The sequence below is a fragment of the Curtobacterium sp. Leaf154 genome, assembly GCF_001424595.1.
Taxonomy (GTDB): domain Bacteria; phylum Actinomycetota; class Actinomycetes; order Actinomycetales; family Microbacteriaceae; genus Curtobacterium; species Curtobacterium poinsettiae.
This window is the reverse complement of sequence record NZ_LMOS01000008.1, coordinates 207,693-221,547: the sequence shown is the minus strand read 5'-3', so window position 1 is coordinate 221,547 and position 13,855 is coordinate 207,693. Positions and strand designations below refer to the sequence as shown.

The window sequence follows — 13,855 nt, the reverse complement described above, 5'->3', positions numbered from 1 at the left end:
GAAACCGTGACCACAGCGAGTGCGCCGACCGCGCCCGCGGCTGCCGCACCTGCGAGCGCCCGGAGCGCCGGTCGGCGCTATCGTCAGGCCCTCTGGCTGCTGACCGTCCGCGACCTCCGCGTCCGCTACTCGACGTCAGCGCTCGGCTACGTGTGGTCGATCCTCGACCCGCTCGTGATGTCGGGGATCTACTGGTTCGTCTTCACGCAGGTCTTCCACCGCGGTTCCGTCGGTGAAGATCCGTACATCGTGTTCCTGCTGTCCGCGCTGCTGCCGTGGATGTGGTTCACCGGCGGGGTCTCGGACTCCACCCGGGCGTTCATCAAGGAATCGAAGCTCATCCGCTCCACCACCATCCCCCGCACGATCTGGGTGGCACGGATCGACGCGTCGAAGGGCATCGAGTTCCTGCTGAGCCTGCCGGTCCTGGCGGCCTTCGCGATCGCGACGGGTGCGCACCTGCACTGGCAGGTCGTGTTCTTCCCGTTGGCGATCGTGCTGCAGTGCGCGCTGGTCTACGGCCTGGGGCTCATCGTCGCGCCGCTCGTGGTCTTCTTCCGCGACCTCGAGCGGGCCACCAAGCTCGTCCTGCGGTTCCTGTTCTACGCGTCCCCGATCATCTACGGCACCCACGCGCTGCCCTCTGCACTGCGCGACATCGCCGCGGTCAACCCGCTCACCGGCATCTTCGGCATGTACCGTGCGGCGTTCTTCCCGGGCCAGCTCGACTGGCTCGAGGTCTGCGCGTCGGTGGTCGTGACCGGCATCGTGCTCGTGATCGGGTTCGCGGTGTTCCGCCGCAGCGAGCACCGCGTGCTGAAGGAGCTGTGATGACCGCGACCGACCAGACCCGATGCACCGAGACCGTCGCACCGGTCATCTCCGTCCGCGGCGCCGGCATCTGCTTCAAACGCAACCGTCGGGCGAGCCGGAACTTCAAGGACCTGTTCGCCGGGCGTGGACGCCGCAAGCGCGCCGACGAGTTCTGGGCCCTGCGCAACGTGTCGTTCGACGTCCGCCCGGGCGAGGCGATCGGGGTCGTGGGACGGAACGGCCAGGGCAAGTCGACCCTGCTGAAGCTGGTGGCCCAGGTCATGTTGCCCGACGAGGGCCGCGTCGACGTGGGCGCCGGCGTCGCGCCGCTCATCGAGATCACCGGTGGGTTCGTCGGAGACCTCACGGTCCGGGACAACGTGTACCTGACGGCCGGTCTGCACGGCATGTCACGGGCCGAGATCCGCGACGCCTTCGACGAGATCATCGAGTTCGCCGAGATCGCGGACTTCGTCGACACCCCGTACAAGCACCTGTCGAGCGGCATGAAGGTCCGCATCGCGTTCGCCGTGATCTCCCGGCTCGACGAACCGGTCATCCTGGTCGACGAGGTCCTGGCCGTGGGCGACAAGGCCTTCCGCGAGAAGTGCTACAAGCGCATCGAGGAACTCCTGGCCGGCGGTCGGACGCTGTTCTTCGTCTCCCACAGCGACAAGGACCTCCGTCGTTTCTGTGATCGCGGGCTCTACCTCGACAAGGGTCGTCTGCAGCTCGACGGCACCATCGAGGCCGCGCTCGCCCGGTACGCGGCGGACTACGGCTCCTGACCGGCCGGGGTACTCCCCCGCACGAACGCGCGCACCGGTGGCTCCCTCCACAGCCCCCGGTCCTCGTGGCCGCAACCGGGGTCCCGCCGTCGGACCCTCCCCCTAACGTTCCCCCCATGCACCACCCACCAACCGCGTACGCCGTCCCGTTCGCCGTCGACCGATCGCACGCACCGCGCCGGTACGACCTCGTCAACACCGGCTCCGAGCCGGTCGACGGACTCTCCCTCACCCATCTGGGCAACGGCTACTGCCCCCCGCTCGCGGTGCGTCGCCTCGACCCGGGCCGTTCGCTGTCCCTGGCGGTCTTCGGCGCCGACCCCGAGGACACCGGGGTCGTCATCGTGCGGTGGCGCCGACCCGACCGCTCCGAGTACCTCTGGCGGATGTCACTCGTCGGGCCGGGCCTCCAGCCGTGACGCGGCCCGAGCACCCGGCACCGGACATCCGGGGTGACGACGGAGCGTCAGCGCCCGTCGCGTTCGGCGGCGACGGTCCGCCACCGTTCCAGCAGCCACTCCACGGCGGCGTGGAACCGCTCCGTGGCGGCGCCCGGCGTCGTGTCGCCGAAGTACCGGGCGACCCAGTGCTGCAGACGTGCGAGTTCCTCGGCGTCGCTCGCAGCGGCGTCGACGCGGGCGAGCACCGATGTGGCGTCGGCCACGGTCAACCAGTTCGCGTCGCTCAGGTACCCACGCTCGTCGACGTCGGCCTCGGGCGAGACCGGACGCGTGACGATGAGCGGCTTGCCCACCGCGAGCCGGTCGTAGATCATCGCGCTGATGTCGGTGATCGCCACGTCGGCGTCCGCCAGCTGCCAGCCCAGGTCACCACCGTCGTCGTACAGGTGGTGCGCCGCAGGGTCGGCGGTGTTCGCGGCGCTGATCGCCGCGACGATCCGTTCGTGCGCCGCGCGGTACGCCGGGTCGAGCACGCCGCTGCGCGGGTGCGGGCGGTACACCAGACGGTGTCGGCGCGACGCGAGCACCTGGTCCGCGATGACCGTGCCGTGCGACGCGATCGACCCGTACGCCGCGGCGCCGCGGTCGCCCTCCCACGTCGGGGCGTAGAGCACGACGGTCCGGTCGTCGTCCGGGTACGGAGCCGCTCCGGCGAAGTGGTCGGCCTGCGGGCGTCCGATCGCGATCGTCCGGGCGTCCAGGTCGTAGTCCCACAGCGCCTCGGCCAGTCGGTCACGCGCGGCATCGCCCGCGACCAGGGCGTAGTCGTACGCCTTGAACTGGTTCGTGGTCATGTACATCTTGTCGCTCTCGCCGTGGTTGACGAAGACGTGCCACATCCGCCCGTACCGCATCATCTGGAAGTTGCGGGCGTTCTGGTTGACGTACAGCACCACCTTCGGCGCCTGGGTGTCGACGAAGTGCTCGAGGTCGACCACCTGCCGGGCGTAGACCGCGGGCACGGGCGACTCGTCGAGCAGCGTCAGCATGGTCCCCGGGCTCCGCGAGATGATCGCCACCGGGTGCGTCTTCGCGAGCTCGGCCAGCGGTGCGTACCACTGACGCACCTGGTACATGTTGACCGGGCCGTCGGCGAAGTACACGGCGATCTCGATCGAACCGGGCTTCGGCTGCCGCGCGGACGGCAGTCGCTGTGCGAGCTGACGACGGCTCCGGCGTGACGTCAGGAGTCGCTCGGCGAGCCGCAGTGCGGTCCGTAGGTCGCTGATGATCGACATGGTGCTTCTTCCGGGTCTGCTCTGGCGGGACGGGGCTGACGGGTCAGACGACCGGTGGCCGCCCTGCGATGGTCATCCGTGCGACTGTGAGCCAGCCCATCGGGCGGGCCGGTCCGCAGTCGGTCGTCCAGCCTTCACGGATCGCTCCGAACCAGGTGGCCAGCCGGCGGGGATGACGCCACCAACGCGCGACCTGGATCACGGCCCACGACCCCACGTACAGCGGCCGCAGCACCGCCGGCAGGTTCCGGCGAGCGAGCCACACCCGGTTGCGGGCGTTCAACCGGTAGTACTCGGCGTGCCGTGCCGGGTCGATAGCGGGGTGGTGCGCGACGAGGTCCCCGGCGTACCAGGTCCGTCGCCCGGCGTCCCAGACGCGCCAGGCGAGCTCGATGCCCTCGTGGGCGTAGAAGTACTCGGCGCCCCAGCCACCGACGACCCGGTACACGTCCATCGGCAGCACGACGGCGCCTTCCCAGACCGAGAAGACCGGCGACGAGTGGTCCGGTTCGCCCTTGCGGATGCGCGGCACCCACCGGCGCGGGTTCGCGGCGCCCGTGGGGTCGACGACCCGTGGTTGCACGAGGCCCAGCGACGGGTCGTGCTCGAACAGCGCGATCGCGTCACGCAGGAACGTCGGCGACGGCACGGATGCGTCGTCGTCGAGGAAGAACACGTAGTCGCCGTCGACCGCCTCGGCCCCGGCGTTCCGCCCCGCCGGGATCCCGACGTTCTCGGGCAGGGCCAGCGCGCGCACGCCGTCCGGCAGCCCGGTCGGCGCCCAGCTGTTGCCGACGCAGACGACGTCGAGCTCGACACCCTGCTGCGCGAGCACACTGTCCAGACCGCGGCGCAGGTCGTCCGGCCGGGTGCCCTGCGACAGGCTCACGACGGCGACGCGCGGTCGTTCGCGGTGCACCACCGCGTGGCGACGGCCGGTGCCGGGGACGGTCGTGCCCTCGGTCACGCCTTGACCCGCTTCGACGCGATGATCGCCAGGAAGTGCCCGGCCGTCGCGAGCACGGCCAGCGGCAGCAGTGCACCGACCAGGATCCGGCTGGCCAGCGGGTCGCCGATCACCAGGGCGACCAGGGCGAAGACGAAGGCGAGCATGCTCAGCTCGACCGAGTGGTACAGACGGTGGAACGGCAGGAACTTCGCCAGTCGGCGGAGCGAGGCGAGCTTGCGGCCGGACGGCGCGGTGGAGGCGTCCCGCCGGTCGACCAGCTTGTCGAGCCCGGCGTTCGCGCGGGCCACGTGCACCATGTCGTTGAGGGCCTTGTTCAGCACGATGACCAGGCCGAGTGCGCAGCCGATGGTGGTCCACATCCAGTCCGCGTCGTGGATCGGCCACGTGGCGGCCCGGATGCCGAGCGCGACCGGGATCAACCCCTCGGTCGTGTAGTGCCCGACCTTGTCCAGGAACACACCGGCGGGCGACTTGGTGCCACACCACCGCGCGACCTCGCCGTCCGAGCAGTCGACGAGCATCTGCAGCTGGCCGAGCACCAGCGCCAGTGCCGCGCCCCAGATGCCCGGGATCAGCAGGGCGGCAGCGACGCTCCACCCGACCAGGATCATCAGGCCGGTGACCTGGTTCGCACTGACACGGGTCTTCAGGAGCACCCAGGTCAGGTACGGCGAGACGTCGCGCAGGTACAGCGATGCGGTCCAGTGCTCGGCGTTGGCGCGCGCACGGACCTCGTCCGGCTGGGCGACGGCGCGGAGTTCGGCGATCGAGGTCGGCCGTGCGGATCCGCGGCCGGTCGTGGGCTGGTCGGTCATTCGGTCACCGTCCCGTGTGGGTGGTCAGCTCGGACGTGCGGGTCAGGAACCCGATGATGAACCCGAGCCCCCATCCCACGTGGATGCAGGGCAGCACGACGAGCAGCCAGAGGAGCGTCGGCAACCCGGAACGGCGCGCCACCGCGACCGACCCGAGCACGACGAAGAGCAGGTAGACGACGGGCACCACGAACCCGAGCAGCGCCCAGGCGAGCGGGGCGGCCAGCGCGGCGCCGACGATGCCGACGAGCCCGGCGACGATGCCCAGGGCCATCGCCGCGACCATGGCCGGCGGCACGAAGTACCGCAGCCCGTTGTTCGCCGGGAACCGACGGGCGAGCTCGCCACGCCAGAGACCGGTGGCGACGAACTGCCGCACCAGGCGCTTCAGGCTCGGCCGCGGGCGGTACGTGACGACGAGCTCCGGCGTGAACCAGACGGTCCCGCCGGTCTGCCGCAGCCGCCGGTTGAGCTCCCAGTCCTGTCCGCGCTTGATGCCCTCGTCGAAGAGTCCGACGTCGAACAGCCGCTCCCGTCGGAACACGCCGAGGTAGGCGGTCTCGGCCGGGCCGGCGGTGCCGCCGACGTGGTGCGGCGTGCCACCCAAGCCGACGCGACTGCCGTACGCCAGTGCGACGGCCCGTTCGAAGGGGGTCCGGCCCTCGGCGCGCATGATGCCGCCGACGTTGTCCGCACCGGAGTCCAGGAGCGTGCGCACCGCGATGCGCGTGTAGTCGGTGGGCAGGACCGAGTGCGCGTCGACACGGATGACGACGGGGTGCACGGACGCCCGGATCGCGACGTTCAGACCGGCGGGCGTCGAGCCGGCCGGGTTGTCGATCGCGCGGATCCGCGGGTCGGCTGCGCTCATCTCGGCGACGAGCTCGTTCGTGCCGTCGATCGACGGTCCGAGCGCGAGGATGACCTCGAACGGGCCCGTGTAGTCCTGGTCGAGCAGACTGCCCACGGCGGACCGGACCTCGGTGACCTCGTTGAGCACGGGCATCACGTACGAGACGCCCGGCAGGGGCTGTCCGTCTGACTGCATGCGTACCTCGGGGTGCTGGCTGGCGGCACGGGACGCACCGGGGCGGTGCCGCCCCGCAGAGCGACCATGAGCCTATCAAGAGGCCGAACCGCTCACCTGCGTCGGCGCGGGACGCACCCCGTGACGGACAGGAGGCCCGGCGCACGACGTGCCCCGGGCCTCCTGTCCGCCGTGTGGTGGCGTCAGCCCTTGCTGTCGAACGTCCCCAGCTTCACGTCGGCCTGGCGGGTCTGGCCGTCGCGGATGAAGCTGATCGTCGTCGAGGCGCCACCCGCGAAGAAGCGCACCTGCGCGGTCAGGTCGGTGGCGTTCGAGACGGACGCCGAGCCGATCTTGGTGACGACGTCGCCCTTCTGCAGACCGGCCTTCGCCGCGGCACCGCCGTTGGAGACCGACTTGATGAGAGCGCCCACCTGCGTGGCGCTGGCCTCGTCGGTGGCGTCGCCGACGGTTGCGCCGAGGAGACCGTGGGTCGCCGAACCGTTGTCCTTGATCTCGTTCGCGACCCGCTTGACCAGGTTCGCCGGGATCGAGAAGCCGACGCCGATGCTGCCGGCGGCCGACTCCGACGACGACGAGCTGCCGGCCGAGGCGATGGCCACGTTGATGCCGATCAGGCGGCCCTTCGAGTCGAGCAGTGCGCCGCCGGAGTTGCCCGGGTTGATCGACGCGTCGGTCTGGATGACCGGGAGCGAGACCGTGGTGTTCGCCGACGAGCTGCTGCCGTTGTCCCCGTTTCCCCAGAAGTCGAAGGGACCCGAGCCGCCGTTGCCGCCCTCGTTCGAGTCGCCGCCCTCGCTGGGGGCGCTCGAGGTGACCTGGATGCTGCGGTTCAGCGTCGAGACGATGCCGTCGGTGACGGTGTTCGACAGACCGAGCGGAGCGCCGATCGCGACCGCGGTGTCGCCGACGTTGAGCTTGGACGAGTCCGCGAACTCCATCGGCTTGAGGTCGGTCGCGTCGATCTTGATGACCGCGAGGTCGACCGTCGGGTCGGTGCCGATGAGCTTGCCCGCGTAGATCTTGCCGTTCGAGGTCGTCACGGTGATGCGGCCGTTCGAGCTGTCGCCGTCGAGGGTGACCACGTGGGTGTTGGTGACGATGTAGCCGTCCTTGCTCATCACTACACCGGAACCGGTGCCGGCCTCGTTGCTCGCGGACACGTTGATGGTGACGACCGACGGGGTGGCCTGTGCCGCGACGGCGGTGACCACGGTGGCGGAGTCGTAGTCGTTGACGGTCAGGTTGCCGCCCTGCGACGAACCGGAGGACACGACGCTGCCCCCGTCGTTGGTCGCCGACGAGGCGAGCCACCCGGCGCCGCCACCCACGAGCCCCGCAACGACGACACCGGCGATGATCGGCAGGAGCAGCTTGTTGCGGCCCGAGCGGTCCTTCGTCGTCGTGGTCGCGGCTGCGCCGGAGGCGTCGTCGCTGAAGTAGTGGCCGTTGCGCTGGTTCGAACCGTCGACGTCACCGAAGCCGCTCGTGGCCGACTGCGGGGCCGGTGCGGACGCGGTCGCGTACTCGGAGGACGAGCTCGGCGCGGCCGAGGACGTCGGCTGGGCGTACTCGCCGTAGCGGGGACGGTCGCCGACCGGCTGGCCGTACGGCGACTGCTGGCCGTACGGCGACTGCTGGCCGTACGGCGACTGCTGGCCGGCGGGGTTCTGGGGCTGCTGGCCGTACTGGCTCTGCTGGCCGTACTGCGACGGCTGGCCGTACTGCGACGGCTGGCCGTACTGGCTCTGCTGGCCGTACGGGTTCTGGCTCTGCTGGGCCTGCTGGCCGTACTGCGACTGCTGTCCGTACGGGTTCTGGCTCGGCTGCGGCTGCGACTGGCCGTACGGTGACGTCTGCTGCCCGTATCCGCCCTGCTTCGCACCCGAGGAGTCACCGGAGACAGCCGGGTACGGTGCGGTGTAGCGGTCGGTCGGGTGCTCCGTCGACGACGGGATCACGTCCGTGTTGTCCGGGGACGTCTCGTCGCTCCGGTTCTGGTTCTGGTTGTGGTTGTGGTTCTCGTCCTGGTTCGGGCGAGGGGTCTCGTCCGGCTGGTCGGAGTCGTTCGGCATCGACGTGTTCCCTCTCGTGGCCGCTGCTGCGGCGTCCTCACTGGCGGCAGGCGGAGCCGCATCGTCCGGACGGCGGTCGTCGCCCTGCCCGTTGGGCGTGGTGTCGGTCATGCTGGACGTGCTCCTTTCAAGCTCGTGCAGTCTGTCGCAAGCACCTGAGCGGTCCTTCTGTCGAGGCTGCGAGCCACCCCTGGCGATCTTATGCGTGCGCTGAACGGCGGGACCCAGTCCACCGCGGGACGGACAGCTAGGTTGGGGACCGTTCAGCGCGACACGTCGTCGCCCGCACCGGAGGGAACCACATGCGCCAGGCAGGACCGTGGCTGCGAGCCGCCGACGGAGCGATGCTGCTGGGCCCCGACGGGGTCCCCGCACCGACGGTGTTCGCCGAGATGAGCGCCCTCGCCGCCACCACCGGTGCGGTCAACCTGGGGCAGGGCTTCCCGGACGAGGACGGTCCGGCCGCGGTGCTCGAGGCCGCGGTGCAGGCGATCCGCGACGGCGTGAACCAGTACCCGCCGGGCCGCGGCACCCCCGACCTGCGAGCGGCGATCGCCGAGCACCAGCAGCGGTGGTACGGCCTCCAGGTCGACCCCGACCGCGAGGTCCTGGTCACCGCCGGCGCGACCGAGGCGCTGGCCGCGACGCTCCTCGCCCTGGTCGAGCCCGGCGACGAGGTGATCACCTTCGAGCCGTTCTACGACGCCTACGGGGCACTCGTCCGGCTCGCCGGCGGCGTGCACGTCACGGTCCCCCTCACCGCACCCGACTTCCTGCCCGACGAGCGGACGCTCCGGGCGGCCTTCACCGACCGCACCCGCGCCGTGCTCGTGAACACCCCGCACAACCCGACCGGACGGGTCCTGCCCACCGAGGTCCTGCAGACCATCGTCGACCTGGCCACCGAGCGTGACGCCGTGATCATCACCGACGAGGTCTACGAGCACCTGACGTTCGACGTCCCGCACACGCCCATCGCCACCCTGCCGGGCGCCGCCGAGCGGACCGTCTCGGTGTCGAGCGCTGGCAAGACCTTCAACACGACCGGCTGGAAGATCGGCTGGCTCACCGCTCCCCCGGCACTCGTCGACGCGATCACGACGGTCAAGCAGTACCTGACGTTCGTGAACGGCGCACCCTTCCAGCCGGCCGTCGCCGTGGGCCTCCGTCTGCCCGACACCGTGTTCACCGGCATCGCCGCCGACCTGCGCGCGAAGCACGAACTGCTCGCCGACGGGCTGACGGCAGCGGGCTTCGACGTGATGCGACCGGACGGCGGGTACTTCGTCCTCGCCGACGCCGCCCCCCTCGGGTACGACGACGCCCGCGCGTTCTGCCTCGAGCTGCCCGCCCTGGCCGGGGTCGCCGGGGTGCCGGTCTCGGCGTTCGTCCGCCCGGACCACGTCGCCGGGTACCGGTCCCTGGTGCGCTTCGCGTTCTGCAAGCGTCGGAGCGTCCTCGAGGACGCCGCCGCACGTCTGGCGACCCTCGGATCGCGCCCACGCGCCTGAGACCCGACCGCGTCGGGACGCGACGGACGTGTCAGCGCTGCCCCGGGCCTCCAGGCGGGGTGCGCACGGACACGTCGTAGCGCCGCAGCGACAGCGACGGGTTCACCCGACGGACGGTGTCCGTGACGGTGGTGTCGATCGTGGCGGTGAGCAGGCCCGGCGCGGCGCCGGCCGAGGCGACCGCGACGCCCGACGGGTCGAGGACGACCGAACCGCCGATCCCGATCGGCGGCGTCTGGCCGACCCCGACGACCCAGACGGTGTTCTCGATCGCACGTGCGGTGAGGAGCGTCCGCCAGTGGTGTTCCTTGCCGGGGCCACGCACCCACTCGGCAGGGAGCACGACGACGTCGGCCGCACCGCTCTCCGGGGCGGCGAGTCGACGGGTGACCTCCGGGAACCGCAGGTCGTAGCAGGTCTCGAGACCGATGCGGAGCCCGCCGAGTGTGAAGACCGGGAGCTGCTCCGGGTCGCCGGACTCGATGCGGTCGGACTCCCGCGACCCGAACGCGTCGTAGAGGTGGACCTTCCGGTACGTCGCCGCCAGGTCCCCCGAGGGGAGCACCGCGACCAGGGTGTTCCGGAAACGCTGTGGCGTGTCCGCCGACTCGGCGACCCCGACGACCAGGGCGATGCCCGTCGCCCGGGCGATGTCGCGGAGGCCCGTGACGAACGGGCCGTCCAACGGCTGCGCGGCGGCCACGAACCGATCGTCGATGTCTGCGGAGAAGTACGAGGTGTACTCCGGCGTGACGAGGAGGTCCGCGCCCCGGGCTGCCGCGTCGACGGCGGCGGTGCGCACGGTGGCGAGGTTGGCGACGGGATCGTCCACGGGGGCGAACTGCGCCGCCGCGATCGTGAGGGTGGCCATGCGGCGAGCGTACCCGGGGCCGGCACACGAAGAAGGCCCCGGTCCTGTTGGACCGGGGCCTTCATGTGACGCTTGGTTGCGGGGGCAGGATTTGAACCTACGACCTCTGGGTTATGAGCCCAGCGAGCTACCGAACTGCTCCACCCCGCGGCACGTTTAGAAGCCTACACGGGGCCGTGGCGGGACACAAATCGAGTGCCCCGCCACGGTGTGTCAGTTGTCGTTCTCGGCTGCTGTCGCTGCCTCGATCGCGTCCTGGAGGCGCTGGTCGGCTTCCGCCGCAGCGACCAGGTCGTTGTCGGCGTAGGCCTCCTGGCGGTCCTGCAGGGCCGCCTTGGCCTCGGACAGCGCCTTCTGCAGCGCGTCGTTGTCGGTCGAGCCGGAGCCCGTCGAACCACCGGTCGAACCCTCGCCCGAGCCCTCGCCCGACCCGGACGAACCCGAACCGGAGCCCGCGTCCGAGCCGGATCCGCTGCCGGAACCGGAACCAGAACCGGACCCGCTGCCGCTCGCACCGGAGTCACCGGCTGCGGCGCCCGAGTCACCACCGAACAGCGAGTTCAAGGCCTCGTCGAGGGTGTCCTCGAACGCGATCTTGTCGCCGAAGGCCACCAGGACCTTCTGCAACAGCGGGTAGGAACCACTCGACGTCGACTGCACGTAGACGGGCTGGACGTAGAGGAACCCACCGCCGACCGGGAGCGTGAGCAGGTTGCCCTGCTTCACGGTCGAGTTGCCGCGCTTCAGGATGTTCAGCTCCTGCGACACGTTCGAGTCACCGTTGAACAGGCTCTGCACCTGTCCGGGACCTGGGATGTTGTCGGTCTTCGGCATCGTCAACAGCGTGAGTTTGCCGTAGCCCGACCCCTTCTCGCCCTTGCCGGCACCACCTGCATCAGAGTTCACCGCCAGGTAGCCGGTCAACACGTTGCGGTTGTTCGCGCCCGCGGTCTGCTGTGGGATGTACGTCGTGTACAGCGAGTAGGCGGTCCCCTGCCCCGGCACCTTCATGGTCAGGTAGTACGGGTCCTGCAGGTTCGCGCGGTTGGCCGTCGTCGTGGTCTGCGCCCCGAGCGCGTTCGTCGACGTCGCCGCGGTGTCGGCGTCACTGTCCGACGTCGCCGTGCTCGTCGGTTCCTGCGGGGTGTTCCACGCGTCGTCACCCGAGTAGAACGAGTTGGCGTTGGTCACGTGGTACGTGCCGAGGATCGAGCGCTGCACCTTGAACAGGTCGGTCGGGTACCGCACGTGGTCGAGGAGTTCGGCGCTCATGCTCGACACCGGCTTCATCGACGTCGGGAAGATCTTCTGCCACGTCTTCAGGACCGGGTCCTTCGTGTCCCACGTGTACAGGGTCACCTTGCCCGTGTAGGCATCGACCGTGGCCTTCACCGAGTTCCGGATGTAGTTCACCTGGTCGGTGCGGTACGTCGAGGACTCGGCACCCGCGATGCTGTCCGACAGGCTCTGGCTCTGCGAGTACGGGTAGGCGTCGCTCGTGGTGTAGCCGTCCACGACCCACTGGATGCGGTGGTCGACGATCGCCGGGTAGGCGTCGCTGTCGACGGTCAGGTACGGCGCCGCCTTCTGCACACGGGTGATCGGGTCGCGGTCGTAGAGGATCTGCGAGTCCTTGTTCACCGCGTTCGAGAGCAGGATCTGCTCCGACTGGAACTTCGCGGCGTAGACGAGCCGGTTGAAGAAGTTGCCGAGGCTCGGCCCGCCGTTCCCGGCGTACGTGGTGGTGGCGTTGCCGCCGTTGTCGTCGTCGGAGCCGGACGGGTAGTCGAGCTCGACGTTCTTCGTGCCCTTCGGCGCACCGACGATCGAGTACGGCGGCGAGGTCTCACCGAAGTACACGCGCTGCTGGAAGTCGCCCAGCGCACCGTTCGACGGGATGCCGGACTCGAGGAACACCGGCTTGCCGTCACTCGCGCGCTGGTTGCCGTAGGCCGCGGTGACGCCGTACCCGTGGGTGTAGACGAACGCCCGGTTGTACTGGGTGTTCGCGGCCGAGCTGAGGCCGTCGAGGTCGATGTCGCGGACCGCGATCACGGTGTCCTCGGTCTCGCCCTTGACGTCGTAGCGGTCGACGTCGAGCTCCTTCGGGAACTGGTAGTACTGCCGGTACTGCTGCAGCTGGCTGAACGTGTCGGAGACGATCTTCGGGTCGATCAGGCGGATGTTGGCCGTCGTCTGGGCGTCCTGCGCCAGTGCGCCCGAGCTCGCCTCGGTCGTGGCGTCGTAGTTCTGCTCCTCGACACCGGCGACCCCGTACGCGTCACGGGTGGCCTTGATGTTCCGCTCGATGTAGGCGGACTCGAACGTCCGCTCCGAGGGCTTCACCTGCAGCCGCTGGACGACCCACGGGTAGATGCCGCCGATCACGATCGCGGCGACGAGCAGCAGGCCGGTGCCGACGATCGAGATGCGCCAGCGGCCGATGACCGCCGTCAGGATGAAGAGCAGCGCGACGATCGCTGCGATGCCGGCCATGATCTCGCGACCCGGGATCACCGCGTTGACATCGGTGTACTGGGCACCGGTGATGAGCGAGTTCGACTTCGTCAGCGCCGCGTACTGGTCGAGCCAGAGGCTGACCGCCTGCAGCGCGATGTAGAGCGCCGCAGTGACCGCGAGCTGGATGCGCGCAGCGCGGGAGATCCGGACCTCACGACCACCGAAGCGGAGCGCGCCGTAGAGGTAGCTCGCGGCGAGCGCGGCGAGTCCGGCGATCAGGACGACGGCCGACGAGTAGGCCACGATCGAGCGCCAGAAGGGCAGCTCGAACACGTAGAACCCGATGTCCAGGCCGAACTGCGGGTCGGTCTTGCCGAACGGCGTCCGGTTGAAGTACTCGAGGACCATGCTCCAGCGGCCGGCCGTCGAGAGCCCCGCGAAGATGCCGAGCACCACGGGGATGCCGATCATGACGGCACGTCGCAGCGGCTCGATGACCTGCTGGTAACGGTCGAGCTGCGAGTTGAGCTTCGCGTAGACCGGACGGAACCGGAACGCGAGCGCGATGCTCACGAAGACCGGGACCGCCATGCCGAGGAAGCCGGCCACGAACATCAGCGTGCCGGCGATCCACCGGGTCGTGAGGACCTGCTGGAATCCGAGCTGCGCGAACCACGCGTAGTCGGTGTACAGGCTGGCGAAGATGAAGAAGGCGATCACCAGTGCGGCCAGCACGATGATCGTGACCACGATCGGGACCCGCGGCGAGCGCCGCCCCGAGGTGGACGAGGTTGTCGTCACTTGA

11 protein-coding genes and 1 tRNA gene are annotated in these 13,855 nt (G+C 70.0%); 4 read left to right on the top strand and 8 right to left on the bottom strand.

Translation table 11 applies throughout. From position 1 onward, the window contains the following. The first annotated feature begins 6 nt into the window (after nucleotides 1-6). From ASF75_RS16105 to ASF75_RS16095, 3 genes are all read left to right on the top strand, one after another. Nucleotides 7-831 carry an ABC transporter permease gene (locus ASF75_RS16105; protein WP_017887020.1) on the top strand — a complete coding sequence of 275 codons (825 nt, stop codon included), beginning with the start codon at nucleotides 7-9 and terminating at the stop codon, nucleotides 829-831. After that, nucleotides 831-1,601, top strand: a complete 771-nt coding sequence (locus ASF75_RS16100; protein ID WP_056073002.1) for an ABC transporter ATP-binding protein — start codon at nucleotides 831-833, stop codon at nucleotides 1,599-1,601. Before ASF75_RS16105 ends, ASF75_RS16100 begins: the two co-directional genes overlap by 1 nt. A gap of 116 nt (nucleotides 1,602-1,717) precedes the next feature. Then, nucleotides 1,718-2,020, top strand: a complete 303-nt coding sequence (locus ASF75_RS16095; protein WP_017887022.1) for a hypothetical protein — start codon at nucleotides 1,718-1,720, stop codon at nucleotides 2,018-2,020. Nucleotides 2,021-2,067: 47 nt separating this feature from the next. On the opposite strand, the gene ASF75_RS16090 is transcribed toward ASF75_RS16095, so the two are convergent. From ASF75_RS16090 to ASF75_RS16070, 5 genes are all read right to left on the bottom strand, one after another. Next, on the bottom strand, nucleotides 2,068-3,300 hold the full coding sequence (locus tag ASF75_RS16090) for a CDP-glycerol glycerophosphotransferase family protein (RefSeq protein WP_056073000.1): 1,233 nt from the start codon (nucleotides 3,298-3,300) through the stop codon (nucleotides 2,068-2,070). Nucleotides 3,301-3,343: 43 nt separating this feature from the next. After that, the gene (locus ASF75_RS16085; RefSeq protein WP_414835796.1) at nucleotides 3,344-4,267 is read right to left on the bottom strand and encodes a glycosyltransferase family 2 protein; all 924 of its coding nucleotides are present in this window, start codon (nucleotides 4,265-4,267) and stop codon (nucleotides 3,344-3,346) included. Further along, nucleotides 4,264-5,085, bottom strand: a complete 822-nt coding sequence (locus ASF75_RS16080) for a CDP-alcohol phosphatidyltransferase family protein (protein ID WP_056072998.1) — start codon at nucleotides 5,083-5,085, stop codon at nucleotides 4,264-4,266. The genes ASF75_RS16085 and ASF75_RS16080 overlap by 4 nt, the downstream gene beginning before the upstream one ends. A gap of 4 nt (nucleotides 5,086-5,089) precedes the next feature. Beyond that, nucleotides 5,090-6,133, bottom strand: coding sequence for a glycosyltransferase family 2 protein (locus ASF75_RS16075; RefSeq protein ID WP_056072995.1), 1,044 nt, complete (start codon nucleotides 6,131-6,133; stop codon nucleotides 5,090-5,092). A 182-nt stretch (nucleotides 6,134-6,315) separates the two neighbouring features. Next, the gene (locus tag ASF75_RS16070; protein WP_056072993.1) at nucleotides 6,316-8,319 is read right to left on the bottom strand and encodes a trypsin-like peptidase domain-containing protein; all 2,004 of its coding nucleotides are present in this window, start codon (nucleotides 8,317-8,319) and stop codon (nucleotides 6,316-6,318) included. A 191-nt stretch (nucleotides 8,320-8,510) separates the two neighbouring features. Here ASF75_RS16070 and ASF75_RS16065 point away from each other — a divergent pair, with 191 nt between their 5' ends. Continuing rightward, nucleotides 8,511-9,719 carry an aminotransferase class I/II-fold pyridoxal phosphate-dependent enzyme gene (locus ASF75_RS16065; protein ID WP_056072991.1) on the top strand — a complete coding sequence of 403 codons (1,209 nt, stop codon included), beginning with the start codon at nucleotides 8,511-8,513 and terminating at the stop codon, nucleotides 9,717-9,719. 31 nt (nucleotides 9,720-9,750) lie between these two features. On the opposite strand, the gene ASF75_RS16060 is transcribed toward ASF75_RS16065, so the two are convergent. The 3 genes from ASF75_RS16060 to ASF75_RS16050 form a co-directional block, all read right to left on the bottom strand. Beyond that, the gene (locus tag ASF75_RS16060; RefSeq protein WP_056072989.1) at nucleotides 9,751-10,590 is read right to left on the bottom strand and encodes a carbon-nitrogen hydrolase family protein; all 840 of its coding nucleotides are present in this window, start codon (nucleotides 10,588-10,590) and stop codon (nucleotides 9,751-9,753) included. Between the two features lie 73 nt (nucleotides 10,591-10,663). Next, a tRNA-Met gene (locus ASF75_RS16055) sits at nucleotides 10,664-10,740 on the bottom strand. 63 nt (nucleotides 10,741-10,803) lie between these two features. Then, the gene (locus tag ASF75_RS16050) at nucleotides 10,804-13,851 is read right to left on the bottom strand and encodes a UPF0182 family protein (RefSeq protein WP_231564078.1); all 3,048 of its coding nucleotides are present in this window, start codon (nucleotides 13,849-13,851) and stop codon (nucleotides 10,804-10,806) included. Between the last annotated feature and the right edge of the window lie 4 nt (nucleotides 13,852-13,855).